The organism is Streptomyces sp. NPDC046557 (assembly GCF_040645975.1).
GTDB lineage: Bacteria > Actinomycetota > Actinomycetes > Streptomycetales > Streptomycetaceae > Streptomyces.
The window spans coordinates 40647-63436 of record NZ_JBEYZH010000001.1 but is presented as its reverse complement, the minus strand read 5'-3'; the positions used below and the strand labels follow the sequence as shown (position 1 = coordinate 63436).

Annotated in this window: 24 protein-coding genes; 15 read left to right on the top strand and 9 right to left on the bottom strand. The window is 72.9% G+C overall.

All coding sequences use genetic code 11. The annotated features are described in order from the left end of the window. Positions 1-123: 123 nt before the first annotated feature. Genes ABZ934_RS00310 through hypE form a run of 6 tightly spaced genes read left to right on the top strand, consistent with a single transcriptional unit; the run spans position 124 to position 6389 of the window. Positions 124-546, top strand: coding sequence for a hydrogenase maturation nickel metallochaperone HypA (locus ABZ934_RS00310; RefSeq protein ID WP_361306895.1), 423 nt, complete (start codon positions 124-126; stop codon positions 544-546). Further along, complete coding sequence (hypB, locus tag ABZ934_RS00305) at positions 525-1340, top strand: hydrogenase nickel incorporation protein HypB (RefSeq protein ID WP_361306893.1); 816 nt, start codon at positions 525-527, stop codon at positions 1338-1340. Before ABZ934_RS00310 ends, hypB begins: the two co-directional genes overlap by 22 nt. Further along, positions 1340-3772, top strand: coding sequence for a carbamoyltransferase HypF (gene hypF, locus ABZ934_RS00300; protein WP_361306891.1), 2433 nt, complete (start codon positions 1340-1342; stop codon positions 3770-3772). Before hypB ends, hypF begins: the two co-directional genes overlap by 1 nt. Next, positions 3741-4145, top strand: coding sequence for a HypC/HybG/HupF family hydrogenase formation chaperone (locus ABZ934_RS00295; RefSeq protein ID WP_361306889.1), 405 nt, complete (start codon positions 3741-3743; stop codon positions 4143-4145). Before hypF ends, ABZ934_RS00295 begins: the two co-directional genes overlap by 32 nt. Beyond that, on the top strand, positions 4142-5311 hold the full coding sequence (hypD, locus tag ABZ934_RS00290) for a hydrogenase formation protein HypD (protein WP_361306888.1): 1170 nt from the start codon (positions 4142-4144) through the stop codon (positions 5309-5311). Before ABZ934_RS00295 ends, hypD begins: the two co-directional genes overlap by 4 nt. Continuing rightward, positions 5304-6389: a hydrogenase expression/formation protein HypE gene (gene hypE / locus ABZ934_RS00285; RefSeq protein WP_361306887.1), complete on the top strand. Its 1086-nt coding sequence runs from the start codon at positions 5304-5306 to the stop codon at positions 6387-6389. Before hypD ends, hypE begins: the two co-directional genes overlap by 8 nt. Positions 6390-6464: 75 nt before the next feature. Here the strand turns inward: hypE and ABZ934_RS00280 are convergent, their stop codons facing one another. Beyond that, entirely contained in the window at positions 6465-7238 is a 774-nt protein-coding gene (locus tag ABZ934_RS00280; RefSeq protein ID WP_361306885.1) for a 3-hydroxybutyrate dehydrogenase, read from the bottom strand. A 268-nt stretch (positions 7239-7506) separates the two neighbouring features. Between ABZ934_RS00280 and ABZ934_RS00275 the strand changes: the two genes are divergently transcribed. From ABZ934_RS00275 to ABZ934_RS00255, 5 genes are all read left to right on the top strand, one after another. After that, the gene (locus ABZ934_RS00275; RefSeq protein WP_361306883.1) at positions 7507-7746 is read left to right on the top strand and encodes a chaplin; all 240 of its coding nucleotides are present in this window, start codon (positions 7507-7509) and stop codon (positions 7744-7746) included. Between the two features lie 234 nt (positions 7747-7980). Continuing rightward, positions 7981-9255: a VWA domain-containing protein gene (locus ABZ934_RS00270; RefSeq protein ID WP_361306881.1), complete on the top strand. Its 1275-nt coding sequence runs from the start codon at positions 7981-7983 to the stop codon at positions 9253-9255. Then, the gene (locus ABZ934_RS00265) at positions 9255-10052 is read left to right on the top strand and encodes a hypothetical protein (protein WP_361306879.1); all 798 of its coding nucleotides are present in this window, start codon (positions 9255-9257) and stop codon (positions 10050-10052) included. Before ABZ934_RS00270 ends, ABZ934_RS00265 begins: the two co-directional genes overlap by 1 nt. A 126-nt stretch (positions 10053-10178) precedes the next feature. Continuing rightward, entirely contained in the window at positions 10179-10442 is a 264-nt protein-coding gene (locus ABZ934_RS00260) for a hypothetical protein (RefSeq protein WP_361306877.1), read from the top strand. 406 nt (positions 10443-10848) lie between these two features. Further along, on the top strand, positions 10849-11568 hold the full coding sequence (locus ABZ934_RS00255; RefSeq protein WP_361306875.1) for a transcriptional regulator: 720 nt from the start codon (positions 10849-10851) through the stop codon (positions 11566-11568). An 88-nt stretch (positions 11569-11656) separates the two neighbouring features. Here ABZ934_RS00255 and ABZ934_RS00250 read toward each other — a convergent pair whose 3' ends face one another. Together ABZ934_RS00250 and ABZ934_RS00245 are read right to left on the bottom strand one after the other, a co-directional pair. Further along, positions 11657-13078: a nucleobase:cation symporter-2 family protein gene (locus ABZ934_RS00250; protein ID WP_361306873.1), complete on the bottom strand. Its 1422-nt coding sequence runs from the start codon at positions 13076-13078 to the stop codon at positions 11657-11659. Between the two features lie 334 nt (positions 13079-13412). Then, entirely contained in the window at positions 13413-13979 is a 567-nt protein-coding gene (locus ABZ934_RS00245) for an XRE family transcriptional regulator (RefSeq protein ID WP_361306871.1), read from the bottom strand. Positions 13980-14124: 145 nt separating this feature from the next. Between ABZ934_RS00245 and ABZ934_RS00240 the strand changes: the two genes are divergently transcribed. From ABZ934_RS00240 to ABZ934_RS00225, 4 genes are all read left to right on the top strand, one after another. Continuing rightward, the gene (locus ABZ934_RS00240) at positions 14125-15252 is read left to right on the top strand and encodes an aryl-sulfate sulfotransferase (RefSeq protein ID WP_361306869.1); all 1128 of its coding nucleotides are present in this window, start codon (positions 14125-14127) and stop codon (positions 15250-15252) included. Then, positions 15249-15716 carry a solute carrier family 23 protein gene (locus ABZ934_RS00235; protein ID WP_361306867.1) on the top strand — a complete coding sequence of 156 codons (468 nt, stop codon included), beginning with the start codon at positions 15249-15251 and terminating at the stop codon, positions 15714-15716. Before ABZ934_RS00240 ends, ABZ934_RS00235 begins: the two co-directional genes overlap by 4 nt. A gap of 64 nt (positions 15717-15780) precedes the next feature. After that, positions 15781-16620 carry a solute carrier family 23 protein gene (locus tag ABZ934_RS00230; protein WP_361306865.1) on the top strand — a complete coding sequence of 280 codons (840 nt, stop codon included), beginning with the start codon at positions 15781-15783 and terminating at the stop codon, positions 16618-16620. A 95-nt stretch (positions 16621-16715) separates the two neighbouring features. Then, positions 16716-17921, top strand: a complete 1206-nt coding sequence (locus ABZ934_RS00225; RefSeq protein ID WP_361306863.1) for a serine hydrolase domain-containing protein — start codon at positions 16716-16718, stop codon at positions 17919-17921. An 84-nt stretch (positions 17922-18005) separates the two neighbouring features. Here the strand turns inward: ABZ934_RS00225 and ABZ934_RS00220 are convergent, their stop codons facing one another. The 6 genes from ABZ934_RS00220 to ABZ934_RS00195 form a co-directional block, all read right to left on the bottom strand. After that, the gene (locus ABZ934_RS00220) at positions 18006-19037 is read right to left on the bottom strand and encodes an AI-2E family transporter (RefSeq protein ID WP_361306861.1); all 1032 of its coding nucleotides are present in this window, start codon (positions 19035-19037) and stop codon (positions 18006-18008) included. Between the two features lie 116 nt (positions 19038-19153). After that, positions 19154-19693 (bottom strand): DoxX family membrane protein, encoded by a 540-nt coding sequence (locus tag ABZ934_RS00215; RefSeq protein WP_361306859.1) that lies wholly within the window; start codon positions 19691-19693, stop codon positions 19154-19156. A 121-nt stretch (positions 19694-19814) separates the two neighbouring features. Next, on the bottom strand, positions 19815-20021 hold the full coding sequence (locus tag ABZ934_RS00210; protein WP_361306857.1) for a hypothetical protein: 207 nt from the start codon (positions 20019-20021) through the stop codon (positions 19815-19817). Continuing rightward, positions 20018-20437, bottom strand: coding sequence for a hypothetical protein (locus ABZ934_RS00205; RefSeq protein ID WP_361306855.1), 420 nt, complete (start codon positions 20435-20437; stop codon positions 20018-20020). Before ABZ934_RS00205 ends, ABZ934_RS00210 begins: the two co-directional genes overlap by 4 nt. 133 nt (positions 20438-20570) lie before the next feature. Next, on the bottom strand, positions 20571-22016 hold the full coding sequence (locus ABZ934_RS00200; protein ID WP_361306853.1) for a HAMP domain-containing sensor histidine kinase: 1446 nt from the start codon (positions 22014-22016) through the stop codon (positions 20571-20573). Further along, positions 22013-22726 carry a response regulator transcription factor gene (locus ABZ934_RS00195; protein WP_361306851.1) on the bottom strand — a complete coding sequence of 238 codons (714 nt, stop codon included), beginning with the start codon at positions 22724-22726 and terminating at the stop codon, positions 22013-22015. Before ABZ934_RS00195 ends, ABZ934_RS00200 begins: the two co-directional genes overlap by 4 nt. Positions 22727-22790: the final 64 nt, after the last annotated feature.

Below are 22790 nucleotides of genomic sequence, written 5' to 3'. Positions count from 1 at the left end.
ACCCGCACACGTCCACCGCACGCCCCGCGCCCGAATGGCGTACGGGGCGTGCGGCGCGTCGGCGTGGCCGCGCGTGTCGCCCCCCTCCTGCCGGTCTAATGAGGCCCGGCAGGACGGAGTCCCATGCACGAGATGTCGATCGCCATGGCCGTGGTCAACCAGGTCGAAGAGGCGGCCGGGGCCGCCGGCGCGAGTGAGGTGACCGCGGTCCGGCTCCAGGTCGGGGAACTGGCCGGAGTCGTACCCGACGCACTCGCCTTCTGCTTCGAACTGGCCTGCGCCGGGACGGTCCTGGAAGGCGCCGCGCTCACCACCGAGTCCGTACCGGGCCGCGCTCGGTGCCGTTCGTGTCCGGGGGACTGGTCCGTCGGCATGCCGCCTGCGCTGTGCTGTCCCGGCTGCGGCACCGCAACGGACGTCGAACTGCTCTCCGGCCGCGAGCTGCAGATCCTCAGCGTCACCTGGGAAGAGGATCCGGCACGTGAACCGGGCCCCGCCCACCGATCTCCGAGGAGCGCTGAACCATGTGCCGAGTGGTCGACCTGAAACAGGCGGTACTGGCCAAGAACGAGGCGGCCGCGCAGAGCCTGCGCACCGAACTCACCGCACGCGGCACGACCGTGGTCAACCTGCTATCCAGCCCCGGCAGCGGCAAGACGGCCCTGCTGGAGCGCGAGCTCGACCTCGCCCGCCGGCGCGGGGTACCCGTCGCCGCCCTCACCGCCGACCTCGCCACCGAGAACGACGCGCTGCGCCTCGGCCGTTCGGGCGTCCCCGTCAAGCAGGTCCTCACCGACGGGCTGTGCCACCTGGAAGCCGCGATGCTGAGCAGGCACCTGGACGGGTGGCTGCCCGAGGACACCCGACTGCTGTTCGTGGAGAACGTCGGCAACCTGGTGTGCCCGGCCTCCTACGACCTCGGGGAGTCCCTGCGGGTCGTCCTGGCCTCGGTCACCGAGGGCGAGGACAAGCCGCTCAAGTACCCGACCGCCTTCGGGCTCGCCCAACTCGTGATGGTCACCAAAACCGACATCGCCGATGCCGTGGAGTTCGACGAGGCCGCCTTCCGGGCCAACGTCCAGCAGGTCAACCCCGGTGTGGAGGTGGCGCTCACCTCCGCCCGCACGGGAGAGGGCCTCGGCACCCTGCTGGAGCGGGCGCTCGCCGTCGGGGACGGCGGCCCGGCTCACACACCGGTGATGGCGGCCCGGGGCCACGACCACCATCACGGCCCCGGCCACACCCATGACCACCGTCACGACGCCGACGCCGACGCGGACCATGGGCACCACCACCACGACGCCGCCCCCGCGCGCCCTCCCGTGGTGCGGACCCGCTGATGGAGGCCGTCGAACGCCGCCGGGTCACGGTGCGGGGCGTGGTCCAGGGCGTCGGCTTCCGCCCGTACGTCTACGGCCGCGCCACCTCGCTCGGCCTGGCCGGACACGTCACCAACACCCCGGACGGCGTGGTCGCGGAGGTCGAAGGCGCCCGGGCGGCGGTCACCGAGTTCTGCGACCGGCTCGCGACGGACGCCCCGCCCCTCGCGCTCATCGACGCCGTCGACCACTGCGAGGTCCCCCTCACCGGCGGCGCCGGCTTCACCATCATCGCCTCCAGGAGCGGCGGGCCCGCCCGTACGCTGGTTTCCCCGGACGTCGCCACCTGCGCCGACTGCCTCGCCGAACTGGCCGACCCCGCCGACCGGCGCCACCGCCACCCGTTCGTCACCTGCACCCACTGCGGCCCGCGCTTCACCATCGTCACCGGACTGCCCTACGACCGGGCCCACACCACCATGGCGCCCTTCCCGATGTGCCCGGACTGCGCCCGCGAGTACACCGACCCCGCCGACCGCCGCTTCCACGCCCAACCCGTCGCCTGCCCCGCCTGCGGACCCCGGCTGCGGCTGCTGACCGGGACACCGCCCCGGGAGGTGCCCGACGTGGACCCGGTGGCCGAGGCCCGCAGGCTGCTGGCCGGGGGCGCTGTCCTCGCGGTCAAGGGCCTCGGCGGCTATCACCTCGCCTGCGACGCCGCCGACGAGGCGGCGGTGGCCGCCCTGCGCCGCCGCAAGGCCCGCGGGAACAAGCCGTTCGCCCTCATGGCCCGCGACCTCGACGACCTCGCGGCCCTCGTCACGATCGGGCCCGAGGAACGCGCCCTGCTCACCGGCGGCGTCCGCCCCGTCGTACTGCTGCGCCGCCGCCCCGGAACCCCGGGCGACCCGGCGGTGGCCCAAGGGGTCGCCCCGGGCAGCCCCGACCTCGGCGTGATGCTCCCGTACACGCCCGTGCACCACCTGCTGCTCGGCCTGCCCGGCGACCCGCCCGGCCCCCGACTGCTCGTCATGACCAGCGGCAACCTGGCGGGCGAACCGATCGTCACCGACGACGCCGAAGCCCTGGAACGACTGGGCCCGCTGGCCGACGCCTGGCTCACGCACGACCGCCCCATCCACGTGCCCTGCGACGACTCCGTCGTGCGCGTCTGCGACGGCGAACCGTTGGTCCTGCGGCGCTCCCGCGGGTACGCGCCGCTGCCCCTCACGCTCCCCGCGCCCGTCCCCCCGACACTGGCCGTCGGCGGAGACCTCAAGAACACCTTCTGCCTCGCAGAAGGGCGCCGGGCCTGGCCGTCCGCCCACATCGGGGACATGGACGACCTGGCCACGCAGTACGCCTTCGAGCGCGCGGTCGGCCAGTTGGAGAGCATCACCGGGGTCACCCCCGCACTGCTCGCCGCCGACCGGCACCCCGGCTACCGCTCCGGACGATGGGCGGCCCGCAATGCCGCCTCCCGTCCACTGCTCCGCGTACAGCACCACCACGCGCACATCGCGTCCGCCATGGCCGAACACGGCCTGACCGGCAGCCGGCGGGTCATCGGCGTCGCCTTCGACGGCACCGGATACGGCGACGACGGCGCCGTATGGGGCGGCGAGTTCCTCCTCGCCGACTACGCCGGCTATACCCGCTTCGCGCACCTGGCCTACGTGCCGCTGCCCGGCGGTGACGCCGCCGTACGGCGCCCGTACCGCATGGCGCTCTCCCACCTGCGCGCGGCCGGCATCGACTGGACCCCCGACCTGCCGTGCGTCGACGCCTGCCCGGCGGACGAACTGCGCCTGCTTGCGGTTCAGTTGAGTCGTAATGTGAACTGCGCCCCCACCTCCAGCATGGGCCGGCTCTTCGACGCCGTCTCCTCGCTGGCGGGCATCTGCCACCACGCCGGCTACGAGGCCCAGGCCGCGATCGAGTTGGAGTCCGCGGCGCTGAGCGCCCCCGAGGCGCAACCCGGATACGCCTTCGCCCTGACGCCCGCGACGCCCACCGCGGCGGACGCCCCACTCGTCGCCGACCCGGCCCCCCTCCTGCGGGCCGTCGTGGCCGACCTGCGGGCGGGCGCCGCACCGCCACTGATCGCGGCCCGCTTCCACGGCGCGGTCGCCTCGCTCGTCACCACCGTCTGCGCGGCGGCGCGCCAACGGCACGGGTCGGACACCGTCGCCCTCACCGGCGGGGTATTCGGCAACAGCGTGCTGGCCTCGGCCTGCGCCGCCGGGCTGCGGGAGAGCGGCTTCACGGTACTTCGCCACCGACTAATCCCGCCGAACGACGGGGGGTTGGCGCTCGGCCAGCTCATGGTGGCCGCCGCGCGGGGCGACACCACGGTCGTGAGCGGCCACGCCGCGGACGCGCACGGCCACACCACGGAACACCCACAGCGAGGAGAAGCCCATGTGCCTGGCGGTACCCGGCAGAGTGCTTGAGATCGCGGAGGAGAACGGCACCCGCATGGCCACCGTCGATTTCGGCGGGGTGGTCAAGGAGGTGTGCCTGGAGTACCTGCCGGACCTCCAGGTGGGCGAGTACGCCATCGTCCACGTCGGATTCGCCCTCCAGCGGCTGGACGAGGAGTCCGCCCGGCAGACGCTGGAGCTGTTCGCCCAACTCGGGATGCTCCAGGAGGAGTTCGGTGACCCCTGGGAGCAGGCGGCGCAGGCGGGTGGCGGCGCCTGGCCGTTCGAGGAGGCCGCCCCGCCCGATGCGGGGGGCGCGACCGGCGAAGGGCGTCGGGCCGTGGAAGAGAGTCGGATCGAGGGACCGGCCGGAGAGCACGTACCGCAGGAGGCGCGGCAGTGAAGTACATCGAAGAGTTCCAGGACCCCGATCTCGCCCGCCGGCTGTTGGACGACATCCATGCCACGGTCACCCGGCCGTGGGCGCTTATGGAGGTCTGCGGCGGTCAGACCCACACCATCATCCGACACGGGATCGACCAACTCCTGCCGGACCTGGTTGAGTTGATTCACGGGCCGGGCTGTCCGGTGTGTGTCACGCCCCTGGAGGTGATCGACAAGGCGCTGGAGATCGCCTCCCGTCCCGACGTCATCTTCTGCTCCTTCGGCGACATGCTCCGCGTCCCGGGAACGGGCCGCGACCTGTTCCAGGTGCGCGGCGAGGGCGGTGACGTACGGGTCGTCTACTCCCCGCTCGACGCCCTGAAGATCGCACGGCAGAACCCGGGGCGCGAGGTCGTCTTCTTCGGGATCGGCTTCGAGACCACCGCTCCGCCGAACGCGATGACGGTGTACCAGGCGAAGAAGCTCGGCATCCCCAACTTCAGCCTGCTGGTCTCGCACGTCAGGGTGCCCCCGGCGATCGAGGCGATCATGCGCTCGCCGAGCTGCCGCGTGCAGGGCTTCCTGGCCGCCGGCCACGTGTGCAGCGTGATGGGCATGGGGGAGTACCCCGAACTGGCCGCCCGTCACCGGGTGCCGATCGTGGTCACCGGCTTCGAACCGCTGGACATCCTGGAAGGCGTGCGGCGCGCCGTCCATCAGTTGGAGCGCGGCGAGCACACCGTGGACAACGCCTACGCGCGCGCCGTCCGCCCGGAGGGAAACCCCGCCGCGCTCGCCATGCTGGAGGACGTCTTCGAGGTCACCGACCGGGCCTGGCGCGGCATCGGCGTCATCCCCGACAGCGGCTGGCGACTGTCCGAGCGCTATCGGGAGTTCGACGCCGAGCACCGCTTCGCGGTGACCGGCATCACCACCCGCGAGCCGGCCGAGTGCCGCAGCGGCGAGGTCCTCCAGGGCCTCATCAAGCCCAACGAGTGCGAGGCGTTCGGCACCACCTGCACACCGCGCACCCCGCTCGGGGCCACCATGGTCTCCAGCGAGGGCGCCTGCGCCGCGTACTACCTCTACCGACGCCTGGAACTCACCCCCGTCCGTACGACGCCGCCCGCCCCCGCGGCCCCGCAGGCGAGCACCGCACCGCTGGAGACGAGCCCCGTTGCCTGAGACCTCGCTGCCCGCGCAGTCCGCGGCCACGCCCGACATCACCGGGTGGACCTGCCCGGCCCCGCTGCGGGACCGCCCCCGTGTGGTCATGGGCCACGGCGGTGGCGGCGCGCTCTCCGCCGAACTGGTCCAGCACCTCTTCGCGCCCGCCTACGGGGGTGAGACGCTGGCGCGGCTCGGCGACTCGGCCGCGCTCTCCCTGGGCGGGGTCCGGCTCGCCTTCTCCACCGACTCCTACGTGGTGCGCCCCCTGTTCTTCCCCGGCGGCAGCATCGGCGACCTCGCCGTCAACGGCACCGTCAACGACCTGGCCATGAGCGGGGCCCGGGCCGCCTACCTGTCCTGCGGCTTCATCCTGGAAGAGGGCGTCGAGATGTCGGTGGTGGCCCAGGTCGCCCGGGCTCTCGGCAACGCGGCGCGCGCGGCGGGGGTGGAGGTCGCGACCGGCGACACGAAGGTGGTCGAAGCCGGGCACGGCGACGGCGTCTACGTCAACACCGCCGGGATCGGGCTGATCCCGGACGGCGTGGACCTGCGCCCGCAGCGCGTCGTCCCCGGCGACGTCGTGATCGTCAGCGGTGAGATCGGACTGCACGGCGTGGCCATCATGAGCGTGCGCGAGGGCCTGGAGTTCGGCGTGGACATCGAGAGCGACTGCGCCGCGCTCGGTGGCCTCGTGGACGCCATGCTCGCGGTCACCCCCGACCTCCACGTCCTGCGGGACCCCACCCGCGGCGGTCTGGCGGCCGCCCTGAACGAGATCGCCGCCGCCTCGGGTGCGGGTGTGGTCATCCGGGAGGCCGCGGTCCCGATCCCGGACCCGGTCGCCAACGCCTGCGCGATCCTCGGCCTCGACCCCCTGTACGTGGCCAACGAGGGCAAGTTGGTCGCGTTCGTCCCCCGGGAGCACGCCGACGCCGTGCTGGAGGTGATGCGCGCCCATCCGCTCGGCCGTCACGCGGCGGTGATCGGCGAGGCCGTGGAGGCGCATCCCGGCCTGGTCGTCGCCCGCACGGGCCTCGGCGGCACCCGGGTGGTGGACCTGCCGATCGGTGAGCAACTGCCGCGCATCTGTTGAGCCGGACCCTGCCCGACACGCTTGGCGAGCGGCCCCGTCCGCGGGGGCCGCTCGCCGGCGTGTCGGCGGGGTCGCTCAGCGCGCGGTCCAGCCACCGTCGATGACCAACGAGCTCCCGCTGATGGACCCCGAGTGGGGGCCGCACAGCATCAGCGCCGCCGAGGCCACCTCCTCCGGCTCGATGAGTCGCTTGACCGGGGAGCGGGCGAGGAGCACCTCGCCGAGCACGTCCTCCGGGCTGATCCCGTGCGCGAGCGCCTGGTCCCGGATCTGACCCTCCACCAGGGGGGTGCGGACGTATCCCGGGCTCACGCAGTTGCTGGTGACGCCGTACGGGGCGCCCTCCAGGGCGGCGACCTTGCTCAGTCCCTCCAGGGCGTGCTTCGCCGCCACATAGGCCGATTTGTAGGCGCTGGCCCGCAGGCCGTGCACGCTGGAGATGTTCACCACCCGGCCCCAGCCCGCCTCGTACATGTGCGGCAGCACGTGCCGCAGGAGCAGAAACGGCGCGGTGACCATCACCTGCTGGATGAGCGCGAACCGCTCCGGGGCGAACTCCGTGATCGGGGCGACGTGCTGGAGTCCCGCACTGTTGACCAGCACGTCGACCTCGCGGGGCAGCGCGCCGATGGCCGCCGCGTCCGCCAGGTCCGCGATGTGCGCCCGGCCGCCGATCGCCGCCGCGACGGTCTTCGCGGCCTCCTCGGCGATGTCCACCACGTGTACGGTCGCGCCGGCCGCGGCCAAGGCGTGGGCGCAGGCCCGCCCGATGCCGCTGCCGCCGCCGGTCACCAGGGCCACCCGCCCGCGCAGATCGGAGGGGGGCGGGGTGGGAAGTGTCCTCGTCATGGCTGCACACAGTAGGCGCGGCGTCGGGCGGAGCCCATGGGGTGCGCCCACACAGCCCGCCGGGCCGCTGTGGCGCGCACCGCCATCCGTGGCGGGAGATCCGGACGCCTGTCCGAGGCTGCGCCGGTCGGGCTCATCCCTTCGCGGGAAAGCGGCCCCAGGGGTAAAGCCGGGACCCGGTAGCGGACGAATGAAGGAGTGCGGACCTGAACCGGGCCGTGCGGCGCGCTTGTCGCGGGTCGCTGGATGCGTCTGAAGGAGACACCTCGTGTCGCGTGTTCTGAAGAGTGTCGCCATGGCCCTGGCTGCCGGTGCCCTGGTCGTCGGCGGAGCCTCGGTTGCGTCGGCCGACGCCGAGGCGGAGGGCGTGGCCGTCGGTTCGCCGGGTGTGCTCTCCGGCAACGTGGTCCAGGTTCCGATCCACGTCCCGATCAACCTCTGTGGCAACTCGGTCAGCGTCATCGGTGCGCTGAACCCGGCGGGCGGCACCGTCTGCGTCAACGCCTGACCCTTCGATCGGTCGTGGCTCAAGGGCCCGTCACCCACCGCTCCGGCGGCGGGTGACGGGCCCGCCGCATGGGAGGGCGTGTTCCCCGGGGACGCCCCCGCCCCGCGGGCCGCGGAGCCCCTCAGGTGAATCGGGCCGGCCCGATACCGCGTCGCACGGATCGCGGGGCACCGTCGCCGTCAACGCGGGCGCGGACGTTTTGGTTTGGCGGACCATCCTCAATACGATCCGGCGATGATCACAAGAAAATGGGTGGCGGCCGGGGCCTGCGGCCTGCTGGCCACAATGGCCGTCGGGCTCTTCCCGGCGACCGCCTCCGCCGGTGAACCCGTCTCCAAGGAACCCCCCAAAGTCGAACTGGTCCTGGACGTCAGCGGATCCATGCGGGCCACCGACATCGACGGCCAGTCCCGGATGTCCGCGGCGAAGCAGGCGTTCAACGAGGTGCTCGACGCCGTACCCGACGAAGTACGGCTCGGCATAAGGACCCTCGGCGCCACCTACCCCGGCGACGACCGGAACGTCGGCTGCAAGGACACCAAGGCCCTCTACCCCGTCGGCCCGCTCAACCGGACCGAGGCCAAGACCGCGGTGGCCACCCTCGCCCCCACCGGGTGGACGCCGATCGGCCCGGCCCTGCTGGGCGCCGCCGACGACCTCAAGGGCGGTGACGCCACCCGGCGGATCGTACTCATCACGGACGGCGAGGACACCTGCGCCCCGCTCGACCCGTGCGAGGTGGCCCGGGACATCGCAGCCCAGGGCATCCACCTGACCATCGACACCCTCGGACTCGTCCCCGACGCGAAGACGCGCGACCAGCTCGTCTGCATCGCCGAGGCCACCGGCGGCACCTACACCTCCGTACAGCACAAGGAAGAACTCTCCGGCCGCGTGCGGCAACTCGTCGACCGGGCGGCGGCCCCCGTCGTCACCCCGGTCGCCGCCCAGGGAGCCAAGGAGTGCCGGAACGCGCCGAAGTTGGGCGCGGGACTCTACAGCGACCGCGAGACCTTCGGCGAGCACCGCTGGTACAAGGTCGACGTCAAACCCGGCCAGGAGTTGCGCGCGTCGGTGAGCCTCGGCGCGGACCGCGCCGTCAACAACGACTACGGCGTGATGCTGCGCGCGTCGACCGCGCACGGACGGGAGATCGTCCGCGGCTCCGAGGCGGGCGACGGACGTACCGACCTGATCTCCACCGGTCTGCGCTACCCGAAGGCCGTGCACGACGACGCGGACGGCAACGCCGAAACGGCCCCCGAGACCGTCTGCCTCCAGGTGAGCAACTCGTTCTCCGCGCCCGCGTCGGTGAAGACGACCCCGGGCATGCCGCTGGAACTGACCATCGACCTGGTGGACGGCCCGGACCACGCGTCCGACGCGGCGGCCTTCGGTCTCGGTCGGGGCTGGTGGCTGCTCGGTGTGCTGGTCCTCACCGGTCTCGTCGCCGGTCTGGTCTGGGGCTGGATCTCCCGCTGGCGTATCTCGGTCTGGAGGACCAACTGATGCGTACCGTACGCGTACTGACCGCCGCCCTGCTGACCGGCGCCGGTCTGCTCGGTCCGGCGGGCGCCGCCCTGGCCGACAGCCCCTCGCCGAAGCCGAGCGGTTCCGCGGCCGGAGCGTCGGGACCGACCGAGGCAGGCACCGCCTTCCGTACCGCGACCCCGGTGGGAGTCGGCCAAGCCGCGACCGCCGACGCCTCCACGGGTGACTACCTCTACTGGTCGTTCCCGCTCGACGCCGGTCAGCGCGGCACCGTACGCGCCAAGGTGGCGCTGCCCCCGGCCGCCTCCCGGCACGCCACCTCGACCTGGCGGATCGACGTCTACGACGGACTGCGGCGCCGCCAACCGTGCATGTACGGCGTCCAGGCCGCGCCGGCGCCCAAGGAGAGCGCCACGCTGGAGCTGTCCTGCACGCTCCGCCCGGTCCGCACCGGCGCCGACACGTGGTCCGACGACCCGCTGCCCGGCACCTACTACCTACGCCTGACGGTCGTGGACCTGGCCCAGGAGGACCTCGGCCAACCCGTACGGGCCGAGGTGCGGGCGGACGCGAAGGACCTGGGCGGCGCCTACGCGGTGGACGGGGCCCTGGCCGCGCCGCTGGTCCCGGGCAGCACCGCGGCGCGCCAGACCGCGACCGCCGTCGCCGGGACGGAACCGGAGGACGGCTGGTCCGGCGGCTGGTGGTCCGACCGTTGGATCTGGACCGCGGCAGGGGGACTGCTCGGCGGCCTCGCCGCGATCACCGGATACCGCCTCACCCGCGGCTCCGGGCGCCCCGCCGCCCGGGGCTGACGGGAGGGGCCGCCACGGCACCACGCCGAGGCGGCCCCTTCTCGCCCTTCTTCCGCTGCCCTCGGGCGCCGCGCGGGGTGTACTGGAGGTGTACCGGTACCCGCCGCCTGCGAGGAGGGCCCGCTCATGACCACCGCAGAGACCGCACGTGACGCCGTCCGCCGCATCCTCGGCGAGCGGGCGCACGCCGACGTGACCACCTTCCCGGCCGGGAATTTGGCCATCACGGTGACGAGCGGCGAGCACACGGCCACCATCGACGGCGACGACTCCTCCGGGTGGGGCTGGACCGTCGACCCGGGTACCGACGACGGGTTCACCGGCCACGAGCTGATCGCACCGACCCTCGACGAGGCGCTGGGCGCGGTGCGCGAGACCATCGCCGCCTGAGCCGCCTGAGCCGCCTGAGCCGCCTGAGCCGGCCGCACGGGGCGTCCGGTTCGGGTGACGCCCACCGTCCGGTCAACGGCTGACATGCGGTAGGACTCCTTCCGGTCGTGAAGACCGATGATGCGCGAGCCGTGGTGAACGGCGGACCTGCCGTCGTGGCCCAAACGCGTGCCCGGGTGCGCCGCGGTGGACAGTGCGTCGGACCGCAAGTTCGGGGTGCTCCCCGGCCCCTGGGGCGATTTCCGAAGATCATTTCCGGAACGCGCTTCCCGCCTTCATATCCAAGGGGTATGGGCGATCGTACCGACGGAACGTCTGTTAGTGTGCCCGCTCCTGGATGTTCATCCACCGATCCGTCTCCCCTCGAACGCTTCGCGCTCCGAGGGCGTTGCGAGGTGTCTTGTACGTGTACAGCACTCCGTTCTCCCCCGCAGAGGCCCGCTCCGCACGCGAACGCGTGGGCCTGACGACCGCCCAGGTGGCGCAGTCGATGGCGGCCTGCGGAACCCCCGTCCACCCCGAACTGGTCGCCGCCTGGGAGTTGGGCTCCTACGCCCCGACCGACCAGCAGCTCTTCGCGCTCGCCAACGCCCTGTGGTGCGACACCACGACGCTGATGGGAGTCGCGCCGCGCACCCTCGCCGAATTCCGCCTCGCCCGCCAACTCACCGTGGAACGGCTGGCCTACCGCATAGGCATGGACCCCGAGGAGTACCGTGCGGCGGAAGCCGGGCGGCAGTGGCACGGGGACACCTGGCAGACCCGAGCGCTGGTCGAAGCGCTGGGCCTGTCACTGCGCGCCCTCACCGGCATCATGGGCCGGGTCGACGAACTGGCCGGCCTCCTGCGCACGGCGATCGAGGGGCGGTGGAAGGCGTACGTGGGCCCGGTGGCGGAGATCGTCGTGGTCGACGTGACGAGCGTGGGCGACGCGCTGCGCACGATGCACGCGGAGTTCTCGGACTTCGCCGAGCGCTACATGGGGCACCTCGTGGCCCGCAACGACGACGCCCGGCTCAAGGAGATCGCCGCCGAGCGGTCGGCGTACCTGCGCCGACTCGTGGACCACTTCTGGGAGTTGATCGGCGAGGCGGGCGAGGCGTCACCGCTGACGCTCGACCGCTGAGCCGCCGCTGCCACCGCCGTCGACCCGGGCGCGGGCGCGGGACGGACCCACAGGTCCACCCCGGCCGGGCGCCTTCGGTCGTACCGACTCAGCCGGCGCCCGCCGCGTAACGCGGCTCGACGACGCCGTCGTCCTCGATGTCGTCCCAGTCGATCTCCATCGTGGAGCGGCTGGTGAAGACGTTGAACAACAGGTTCAGGGAGATCGCCGACAGCGCGCCCAGGGTGATGCCGCTGTCGAGCACGGCCCGGACGTTGTCCGGCATGCGCTCGAAGAACGGCGCCACCGTGGTCGGCAACAGCGCGGCCCCCAGACTGACGGCCAGGATCAGCGCGTTGCGCTCCTCGCGCAGGTCGACCTTCCCCAGGATCTGGATGCCGACCGCCGCCACCATGCCGAACATGGACAGCGCGGCCCCGCCGAGCACCGGGTTGGGGATCGAGGCGACCAGGCTGCCCGCCTTCGGCAGCAGCCCCAGCACGCACATGAACACCCCGGCCGCGACGACCACGTACCGGCTCATCACCTTGGACATGCGCACCAGGCCGATGTTCTCGGCGAACGCCACGTACGGGAAGGAGTTGAGGATGCCGCCGAGCACCGTCGCGGCACCGTCGGCCCGCAGCGCCCTGGCGACCGTGTCGGTGTCGACCCGCTTGCGGGTGATCTCGCCGATGGCGTACACGTCCCCGGTGGTCTCCACCATCGTGATCAGCATGACGACGAGCATGGCGATCATCGGCAGCGGTTCGAACCGGGGCATGCCGTAGTGGAAGGGGGTGGTGACCCCGAACCAGTCGGTGTCGCCCACCGCCGAGAAGTCGGCGTCCCCGAACAGCCAGGCGACGGCGGTGCCCCCGACGAGGCCGAGCAGCACGGCGACGCTGCTGAGGAACGGCTTGCCGATGCGGGCCATGGCCAGGATGAAGAGGAGGGTGCCCAGGGCGTAGGCGAGGTTCTTCGGCTCCCCGTACGCGGGGGTGCCGATCAGCCGCGCGCCGCCGGCCGCGTCCTGGAGGGCCACCGGGATGAGGGTGATGCCGATGATCGTGAGGATCGTGCCGATGACGACGGGCGGGAAGTACGGCACCAGCTTGCTGAACACCGGCGCGAACAGGAACGTCGCGATGCCCGCCGTGATCACCGCGCCGTACACGACGAGCAGGCCGGCGGTGCCGCCGCCCGCTCCGAGGCCGATGGCGATCATGGGGGAGACGGCGGTGAAGGTGACGCCTTGGACCAGCGGCAGCCGCGCGCCTATCTTCCAGACGCCGAGCGCCTGGATGATCGTGGCGATGCCGCAGGTCAGCAGGTCCGCGTTGATGAGGTGGACGAGTTCCGCGCGGGAGAGCCCGAGGGCGCTGCCGAGGAGGACGGGAACGATGACGGCCGCCGCGTAGAACGCGAGGACGTGCTGGAAGCCGTACAGGGCGAGTTGAGGGAACGGCAGCAACTCGTCGACGGGATGCGTCTGCTGCTGCCGGGAGGACTGTCGGGTGACTCGTGCCATCTCTGCCTTGCCTTCGCGAGGTAGGTGAATGAGAAGACCGCCGCCCTCCAGCCCCGGGGGTGACGGGGCGAGGGCAGGTCGGCTCGTACCGAGCCGACGTCGGGCGGTGTTGCCGACACACGTCGCTCTGCACTCGAATATGGGCCCTGGATTGGCAGGACGCCCTTCGATCGGCGCACAAAGGCGCGGTTCTCCTTGCGATCCGAAGGAGGGTTCGACCGAGGGCGCTCACCATAGCCACATGTGGGCTTTCCTCGCGAGTAACCTCCGGCCGCCCGCGGGCGCCCTGCCGGCGACCCGGTCCCCGAGGCGGTCCGGCCGGTGCCCTGACCGGTCAGGCGCGGGGGTCCGGGGTGGCCTCGATGTGATCGGCGACGGCGACGAGCAGCACCCGCGTGCCCGGTTCCAGCGCGCGCCAGCGGTGGCGGATCCCGCCCGTCAGGTAGAGGGTGTCGCCCCGGCCCAGGTGGTGGGTGCGGCCGTCGGCCTCGACCTCCACCGTGCCGTCGGCGACGTACATCAGCTCGTCGTTGCGGTGCTCGAACGCCCGGTCCGCGTCGTGGCCCCCGGTGAACTCCAGGGCGTGCATCTGGTGGTGGCCGCGCACCAGCGGACGGACCCGGGCGGCCGGGTCCAGCCCGGGATCGGCGTCGGCGCGCACGATGTCCATCCGGCGCGGGCTTTCGGCGGCGGCCATCAGCTGGACCGCGGTCGTCTCCAAGGCGTCCGCGATGAGTTGGAGCGAGCGCATGCTGGGGCGGGCCCGGTCGTTCTCGACCTGGCTGAGGAACGGGGAGGAGAGGCCGGTCGACGCGGCCACCTCGGCCAGGGTCAGGTCGAGGCTCCTGCGCCGCCGGCGGATGCCCGCCCCGATCCGTGGGGCGGGGGCTTCGTCTGTCACGTGGCTCCTCGGTTCGGCTGCGTTCCGCCGATCATCTTCTCGCAGTCCGCGAGCGGCTTCGCACGGCCGTCACAGTGCCGCAACACTTCCCCGCTACCTTCTAACCCAGTTGGTGTCATCAAAGAAAGTTTCACAGGAGGACCCAATGTCCGCAGTCGACCAGAACTTCCGCCGCCGCCGGGGCACCGGTCTCATCGCGCTCGACCCCGACGTCTCGGAAGGCGGCTACACCCTCTTCGCCCCGCTCACCGGCACCGGCGAGGTGTACCTGATCGACCCCCACGGCACGGTCGTCCACCAGTGGAAGCTCCCGTACCGCCCCGGCCGGCACGCCCGCATCCTCGCCAACGGGAACCTCGCCTACAGCGGCGTACTCCCCGACGAGCCGGCCCTCTTCCCCATGTGGCACAAGTACCGGGGCGGCGTGATGCTCGAAGCCGCCCCGGACGGCACGATCCTGCGCGAATTCCGGGACCCGCTCCAGCACCACGACGCCCACCACCTCGGCGACGGCCGCCTCCTCTACACCGCGCTCGAACCGTTGCGCGGCGCCGACGCCGAGAGCGTGCGCGGCGGCGTACCCGGTTCCGAGGCGGACGCCACCGTGTGGGCCGACACCATCCGCGAGGTCGACGCCGACGGCGCGGTGACCTGGGCGTGGAGCGCCGCCGAACACCTCGACCGCGAGGAGTACGCCCTCCACCCCGCCTACTCGCGCGAGCACTGGCCCCTGATCAACAGCGTCGCACCGCTCGCCGACGGCAACATCCTGGCCGGCCTGCGCAGCGTGTCCGCGGTCGTCGTCATCAGCCGGGAGACGGGCGAGATCCTGTGGCGCACCGAGCCGGGCGTCGTCTCCCAGCAGCACGCGCCGACCGAACTCGCCAACGGGAACCTGCTCGTCTTCGACAACGGCGTCTTCCGCCCCCACGCGGACGTGCCGTACTCACGCGTCATCGAGATCGAGCGGTCGTCGGGCAAAGTCGTCTGGGAGTACCACGACCCGGCGCGCGAGGCGTTCTTCGCCCCGTTCATGGGCAGCGCGCAGCGCCTGCCGGGCGGCAACACGCTTGTCACGGACTCGCCGTCCGGCAGGCTCTTCGAAGTGACCCCAGAGGGCTACCTGTGCTGGGAGTACGTGGTCCCGTACTTCGGCGGATACCGTGAATCCGAGGTGCGCGGCCTGTTCCCCTCGGAGCCCAACGCCGTCTTCCGCGCCTACCGTTACTCCGCGCGCGAGCTGCCGTGGCTGAACGCGGAGACCACGTCGTGAGCGCCCCCGACACCCTGGAGTCCCGCCCGAAGGAGCCGGTGCCGCCGGTGGACGAGCGGCTCCCGCTGCGCCGGCTGCTGCCGCTGTCCGCGCAGCACGTCCTGGCGATGATCGCCGCCCCCGTCTCCACCACGTTCCTGACCGGCCAGGCCCTCGGACTCGACGCCGCCCGCACGGCGTCCCTGCTCAGCGCCACCCTCCTGCTGTGCGGAGCGGGCGCGTTGCTCCAGTCCCTGGGGTTCTGGCGGATCGGCGCCCGGCTGCCCTTCGTGATGCTGCCCGGCGGAGCGGCGACCGCCCTCTTCCTCCAGATCGCCAAGGACCACGGTCCCGCGACCGCCACCGGCTCCGTCCTCCTCGCCGCGGCGCTGTTGTTCGCCGTGCTGCCCTTCTACGCCAGGATCGTGCGGCTCTTCCCGCCGCTGGTCATGGGCACCACCGTGCTCTTGATCGCATCGCGATGATCCACGTCGCGGCCCAGCTGATCACCGGTCAGCGCGGGCCCCCGGGTACGCCTCCCCCTCGGCGGTGATCCTGGCGGCCGCCACCATCGGCTGCACCGTGCTGCTGCTCCTGGTGCTGCGCGGGGTCTGGCGCCAGACGGCGGTGCTGCTCGGCATGGGCGCGGGCGCCCTGATCGCGCTGGCCACGGGGCTGGGCGCCTTCGCGCCGGCGGGCGGCGGCAGCCTCGGCACGCCGGCGCTCCCGCGGCTCCTGCCGTACGGGGCCCCGCACTTCGACGTGCTCGCCGCCCTGCCGCTGCTCGTGTTCAGCCTCACCACCCTCGCCGAGTTCACCGGACAGACCGTCCTGAACAGCCAGACCGTGGGCCGGCAGTCCGACCCCGGACGCGACGTGCCGCGCGTCGCCAGGGCCGATGCGCTCGTCTCGGTCTTCGGCGCCCTGTTCGGTACCTCCCTGCTGGTCACCAGTGCGGAGAACATCGGCATCGGCCGCCTGACGGGCGTACGCAGCCGGTTCGTCACGGCGGGGGCGGGCGTGCTGCTGGTCCTGGTGGGTCTGCCGGCGCCGCTGTCCCGGCTGCTGGCCGCGATCCCGCCGCCGGTCGTCGGCGGATCCGCCCTCGTCATCTACGGGATCATCGCCGTCATGGGCGTCACCATGCTCGGGCGGGCGCTGCCGGCCGCGGCCGATCCGGGCTCGGGTGACAGCTCGTACGCGACGGTCGCCGCGCCGGCCCTGACGGCCGGTCTGCTGCCCGTGGTGGCGCCCGACCTCTACCAGGGGTTCCCCGGCTGGGCCCGGACGATCCTCGGCAGCGGGGTGGTGGCGGGCACGCTCGCCGCCGTACTGCTCCACGCGCTCTTCGGCCGGTTCGACCCGACCCGGCGGGCCCGGGCCTCGTAGGTATCCGCCTCCTCATGGCCTTGCCGGTGGACCGGGCGGGAGGCCCCGATGGAGTGAAAGGGCGGAGTCGGGGCCTTCCGCAGATACTGGGGAACGTGAGGCGTACCCGAACGGCGTTGCTCTGCGTTGCCGGAATCGTCGCCGCGATCCTCCCCACCGGCATCCCCTCCACGGCGGCCGCCGCGAGTGCGCCGCAGCCGTGTGTCGGCTCCCCGGAGTCCGAGGGCGGTCAGCCGGCCCGGATCAGGGCCGCCGTCCGGCAGGCGGCGCAGGACCTGCACCTGAACTCGGTGATCTTCAAGGCGGTATCCGGTGACCGCGACGTCGTCACCGGCGCCGTGGGGGAGTCGATGACGGGCGTCCCCGCCGACCCCGCCATGCACTTCCGCTCCGGTTCCGTCGCCATCGCGTACATGGCCACCGTCCTGCTCCAACTCGTCGACGAGGGCAAGGTGAGCCTGGACGACCCGGTCTCACGCTGGCTGCCCACGCTGCCGCACGCCTCCGAGATCACCCTGCGGATGCTCGGCAGTTCCACCTCCGGCCTCCACGACTACGTCACCGACCAGAAGTTCCTCACCGAACTCGAAGCCGCGCCCTTCCGGCACTGGTCCTTCTCCGACACCGTGGGCATCGCCACGGCCCATCCCCTCTGGTACAAGCCGGGCACGAGTTGGAGCTACTCGCACGCCAACTTCCAGATCCTGGGCGTCGTCCTGGAGAAGATCACCGGCACGCGCCTGGACCGGCTGCTGACCGAACGCATCACGACCCCGCTCGGGCTGTACGGGACGCAGAACTCCTTCACCCCCGACATCCCGGCCCCCGCGCTGCACGCCTTCACCTCCGAACGCGGCGTCTACGAGGAGTCGAGCTACTGGAACCCGTCCTGGACGACGGCGGCCGGCGCGGTCCTCACCAGCGACATCTGCGACGTCGCCCGCTCCGCCCGGGCCATCGGCAGCGGCGAACTCCTCTCCGCGCAGGGCCTCAAGACGCTGCTCGACCCCGGCACGGTCGGACTGGGCGGAAAGACCGACGCCTGCCCCGCCGACGTCTGCCTGAAGAACACCGCAGCCCAGCACTTCGGGTTCGGCGTCCTCGTCGTCCACGACTGGATCGTCCAGAACCCGTCGTTCAGCGGCTACGCGGCCGTGCAGGCGTACCTCCCGGCGCAGCGGCTGTCCATCGCCGTCAGCACGACGCAAGGCCCCAAGGCCACCGAGGAGAACCCGGCCCAGACGATCGCCTCCCGCATCGCACGGATCCTCGCCCCGGACCACCCGCTGACCACGCACTGAAAGCGCCGCCCGGATCCCCCGGGAGTACGCCCGATCACCCGTCCGGGGGAGGACGGGGACGGGCGCGCGCGTCCGCCGTTGAGGTCAGGGCGGGGCCGTGGCACGCAGCGCCTGGACGGCGGACCACAGGACCGAAACCAGCGGAACGGCGACCACCGCCCCCACCACCCCGGCGGCGATCGCGCCCGCGACCACCGACAGCGCCACGATCACCGGATGCAGACGCACGGCCCAGCTCATGACCAGGGGGTGCAGCAGATGTCCTTCGATCTGGCCGATCACCACGATCAGCACGATCACCAGCCCGGCGATCAGCGGCCCCCGGGTGGCCAGCGCGATGATCGCGGCGACCGCGAGGGCGACGGGCGAACCGATGAGCGGGATGAACGCCGCGACGAACTCCAGCAGGGCCAGCGGCACCGCGAGCGGCACGCGCAGGACGAGCAGGGCGACGCCGACGAGAATGGCGTTGGTGCCGGCGACCAGCACGATGCCGCGGGTGTAGCCGGTGAAGGTGCGCCACGACGCACGGCCGACGACGGCGACCCGGTGGCGCGCGCCGGCCGGGAGCTGGTCGCAGAACCACTGCCAGTGCCGGTCGCCCGAGTGGATGAAGAACACCGAGCAGAACAGGGCCAGCGCGGCCACCGTCAGGACCTCCACGAAGCGCCCCGCCCCGCTGACGGCGGTGTTCAGGATGTCCGAGCGGTGGCTGGAGAGGTACTCCCCGATCCGGGCCTGGGCATCGCTCAGCGCGTGCGCGTTCAGCCGCAGCGGCGGGCGCTCCAACCAGGGCTGCATCCGAGCCAGGCCGTCCTTGAACTCGGTCACCAGCGTGTCCCATTCGCCGGCGACGGTCTCGCCGACGAACGCGAGCACGCCCAGGACGAGGATGATGCTGCCGATCAGGGCACAGGCGACGGCGAGCGGTCGCGGAACGCGCCGGGCCAGCAGGTCGGCGAGGGGCCGCAGCATCGCCGTCACCACCAAGCCGAGGAAGACCGCGACGGCGACCTCGTGGAACCGTCCGAGGACGGCGAAGACACCGTAGGCGAAGCCCGCGAGGACCAGGATCCGCCAGGCGTACCCGGCCACCGTGACGAGCAACGGAGCCACGGCCGTCGGACCGGGGACGGGGCGGCGGCCGCGGGCCCTGCGGGCGGAGGACCGGATTCGGGCGCGCGTGTCGTCCGTGTCCCGGCGTGCCGGGCGCGCTGTCGATCGCCTGGACATTACGCGCCGGCGCCCGGGCCCTCGTCGGCCGCGGCGGCCACGGCCGCGTTACGACGGGTGACGACGACGGTCGCCGCGGCCGCGCTGACGGTGAAGGCCAGCAACAGGACGGCCGGCCGGTCCAGCCGGTGGCGCGTGAAGTGGTCGAGGGAGAACTCCCCCGGCCCGGCGAGGCCGAGCGCGGCCGCGACGAAGCCGAGGAAGGCCGGGTACTCGAAACCGCCGCCCTGGGCGAAGAACCCGGCCGGCGCGTGGACGGAGACGGCCCCCGCCATCGCGCCGGCCGCAGCGGCGCCCGCCGCGGGCGTGGCCAGCCCCAGCGCGAGCAGCGCACCGCCGCCGGCCTCGCCGAGCCCGGCGGCCAGGGCACTGGGGCGCGCCGGGGCGAACCCCATGTGCTCCATCGCCCGGGCGGTGCCTTCGAGGCCACCCCCGCCGAACCAGCCGAAGAGCTTCTGGGCGCCGTGGGCCATGAGTACGCCACCCGTACCGAGGCGCAGGGCCAGCAGCCCGAGGTCCTTGCGATGGCAGAACGGCATGGGCCGGACCTTTCCCTAGGCGTGGAACCGGATGAAGACTTTGACCGCAAGCCTCACCCGGTCACACCGCCCGCGCGCGCCACCGCAGCCGAATGGCCCAGCCGCCCAGCCGCCCAGTTGTTCAGTTGTTCTGGGTGGCGTCCGCGTCCGCCTCGGAGGCGGCGGCGTCGGCGGCGTCCAGGTTGTCCCGCATCTCCTTGACCTTGGCGTCGTCGGACACCGACCGGGGCTCCTTGGGCTGGGCGCTCGCGCCCGGCCCGCAGCCGGTCAGCAGCAGGGCCGCCCCGGCGGCCAGCGCGGCGAGGCCGGCGGCGGCGCGGCCGGTCACTTGGACTTCTGCGCGGCGCACCAGGTGCTGACCGCCTTGAGGTCCGTCTGCCGCTTCTGCAGCGTGGGCAGCAGGTTCTTGCGGGCGGTCAGCCGGTCGTTGAGGTAGGTGTAGATCTCGGTGTGACCCTCGGACTTGGCGTTCGCGACGCGCTGCTCCAGCCGGGCGATCGAGCCGGAGACGGTGGCGTCACCGTTCAGCCGGGTCACCGCGGCGTCGACGCGGCCCTCGGTCTTGGGCAGACGCTTGCAGACGGCCTTGGCGCCGTCGCCCTTGGGCGCGGACTTCGACGAGGGCTTCGGCGTCGCGCCGGCGGCCGGGGCGCCGGCGTCGGCCTGCGCGGGAGCGGCGGTGAACAGGGCGCCGGTCAGCGCGACGGCGCCGATCGTGGCGGCGGTCCTACGGCTGTGGAGCATGATGGTATCCCCTTCGTACGGACTGGGCCGGAACCTCGAACGGACCGGCCGAGCAGGACGGTAGGGGCGGTCTTTGTGGTTTTCTTGTGGGTCCTCCGGCGGTCGCCCTCGGTCCGCGGCCGGTCGGCCGTCCTCAATCGCCGCGCGAGATCCAGTCGCGGCGGGAGGGGAGCGGCGGAACGGGGGTCTCCGGGGCCGACAACGGCAGGCGCACCTCGAAGCGCGCGCCCCCGCCGCCGGGCGCCGACCCGACGGTGACCGTGCCCCCGTGCAGCGCCACCTGCTGGGCGACCAGCGTCAGCCCGAGCCCCGAGCCGGGGCTGCCCGGGCGGTGGTGGAAGCGCCGGAAGACCGCTTCCCGCTCCTCGGGCGGGACGCCGGGCCCCGCGTCGTCCACGGTCAGGACCGCGTACCCGCCCTCCGCGCGCAGCCGGACGGAGACCTCGGGCGACTCGTCCGGCAGGTGTCCGTGCGTCACGGCGTTGCCCAGCAGGTTGTCGAGCAGGATGCGCAGCCCCGCCTCCCAACCGCGCACCCACAACTCGGCCGGGAGTTCCGCGCCCAGCCGGGCTTCGGGACGCCGTCGCCCGGCTTCGCCCAGCGCGGTGTCCACCAACTCCGCCAGGTCGAGCGGGCCGAACGCGGACGCCTCCACCAGGTCGCCCCGGGCCAGCATCCGCAGCGCCGTCAGCAACTCCAGCAACCGGGCGTGATCGGCTTTGAGGTCCCGGACCACCTCGGCCCGTTCGGCGGCGGAGAGGTCGGGGTGGGCCGCGAGCACGTCGAGGTCCGTCCGCATGCTCATCAGCGGTGTGCGCAGCTCGTGCGAGGCGGCGGAGGAGAACGAACGGGCGGTCTCCAGCGCCTGCTCCGTCCGGACCGCCTGCTCGTCGTAGCGGGCCAGCAACTGGCCGATGGCCGAGGAGAGTTCGTCCACCTCGGCGATGTTCACCGGCGCCGTGGCGAAGGCAGCGGCGCCCGCGCGCGGATCGAGCGCGGCGGCCCGGCGGCTCAACCGCCGTACCGAGGCGGTGGCCCGCCCGGCCAGGCCGTACGCGATCAGCCCGGCCACCGGAGCCGACAACAGCGCGACGAGTAGCACCCGGCCGCGCACGGCGACGAGTTGCGGGTCCGCGGCGGAGGCGGGGGCGACCAGCCAGAGCGTCCCGGGCGCCGTGCCCGTCACCGGGACGGCCAACACCCGCCAGGCGTGCCCCTTGGCGCGGACCGTCACGGGCCCGTCCGGCGTCCCCACGGGCAGCCGCGCCGGATCGGCGGGCTGGGGGCCGCCCTCCAGGACGACGGTCCCGTCCGCGGCCCGCACCCGGATACCCGCGTCGAGGGCGTCACCCAGGACCTTGCGGTGCTGGTTCTGCTCCACCTTCGGCCGGCCCTTCAGCTCGGCCGCGAGCAGCGTCCGGACATCGGGGAGGACGGCGGAGGCCCGGCCCCGCAGCCGGGAGTCCTGCTGTTGGTGCAGGTCCCGGGTGACCAGCCCGAGCACGAGCAGCCCCGCCGCGAGCACCAGCAGCGGCACCACCACGGTCACCGAGAGCGCGATGCGGGTGGCGAGCTTCACGACCCGCTCCGGCCGTCCGGCACGCGCAGGACGAAGCCGACCCCGCGCACCGTATGGATCAGCCGCGGCCGGCCGCCCTCCTCCAGCTTGCGCCGCAGGTAGCTGACGAAGGTGTCGACGGCGTCGGTGCGCACCTCGAAGTCGTACCCCCACACCCGGTCCAGCAACGTGTCCCGGGTGAGGACGATCCCGGCGTTGCGCACGAACTGCACCAGCAGTTCGAACTCCCGCCTGGTCAAGTGGACTTCGGCCGCACCGTGGCGCACCTGGCGGGTCGCCTCGTCCACCACCAGCGGCCCGGCCCGCAGCACGTCCGAGGGAGCCTGGGCCGGCCGGCGCCGCAGCAGGGCGTGCAGCCGCAGCACCAGTTCCTCCAGCGCGAACGGTTTCACCAGGTAGTCGTCGGCCCCGGCCTGCAACCCGGCGACCCGGTCCGCCAGCTCGTCGAGCGCCGACAACATGAGGACGGGCGTCTCGTCGCCCCGCTCGCGCAGGTCCCGGCAGACCTCCGTGCCGGTCAGGCCGGGCATCGACACGTCCAGGACCACCACGTCCGGCTTCCCGTCGGCGAGCACCCGCAGCGCGCCCGGACCGTCCTCGGCGAGGAGCACCGTGAAGCCGCTCAACCGCAGCCCGCGCTCCAGCGAGCGGCGGATGGCCGCGTCGTCGTCCGCCACCAGCACCAGCCCTCGGGACGGCCCACCGGTCACCTTGCCCACCTCCTGTCGGGCCCGACCCTCTCACGCCCCCGACCGGTCCCGGAACCCGGGCCCG

What these genes read in the sequence shown, in the direction of transcription:
- ABZ934_RS00310 (WP_361306895.1), top strand. Translation starts at nt 124, where the DNA reads ATGCACGAGATGTCGATCGCCATGGCCGTGGTCAACCAGGTCGAAGAG.
- hypB (WP_361306893.1), top strand. Translation starts at nt 525, where the DNA reads ATGTGCCGAGTGGTCGACCTGAAACAGGCGGTACTGGCCAAGAACGAG.
- hypF (WP_361306891.1), top strand. Translation starts at nt 1,340, where the DNA reads ATGGAGGCCGTCGAACGCCGCCGGGTCACGGTGCGGGGCGTGGTCCAG.
- ABZ934_RS00295 (WP_361306889.1), top strand. Translation starts at nt 3,741, where the DNA reads ATGTGCCTGGCGGTACCCGGCAGAGTGCTTGAGATCGCGGAGGAGAAC.
- ABZ934_RS00280 (WP_361306885.1), bottom strand. Translation starts at nt 7,238, where the DNA reads ATGACGAGGACACTTCCCACCCCGCCCCCCTCCGATCTGCGCGGGCGG.
- ABZ934_RS00270 (WP_361306881.1), top strand. Translation starts at nt 7,981, where the DNA reads ATGATCACAAGAAAATGGGTGGCGGCCGGGGCCTGCGGCCTGCTGGCC.
- ABZ934_RS00265 (WP_361306879.1), top strand. Translation starts at nt 9,255, where the DNA reads ATGCGTACCGTACGCGTACTGACCGCCGCCCTGCTGACCGGCGCCGGT.
- ABZ934_RS00260 (WP_361306877.1), top strand. Translation starts at nt 10,179, where the DNA reads ATGACCACCGCAGAGACCGCACGTGACGCCGTCCGCCGCATCCTCGGC.
- ABZ934_RS00250 (WP_361306873.1), bottom strand. Translation starts at nt 13,078, where the DNA reads ATGGCACGAGTCACCCGACAGTCCTCCCGGCAGCAGCAGACGCATCCC.
- ABZ934_RS00240 (WP_361306869.1), top strand. Translation starts at nt 14,125, where the DNA reads ATGTCCGCAGTCGACCAGAACTTCCGCCGCCGCCGGGGCACCGGTCTC.
- ABZ934_RS00215 (WP_361306859.1), bottom strand. Translation starts at nt 19,693, where the DNA reads ATGCCGTTCTGCCATCGCAAGGACCTCGGGCTGCTGGCCCTGCGCCTC.
- ABZ934_RS00205 (WP_361306855.1), bottom strand. Translation starts at nt 20,437, where the DNA reads ATGCTCCACAGCCGTAGGACCGCCGCCACGATCGGCGCCGTCGCGCTG.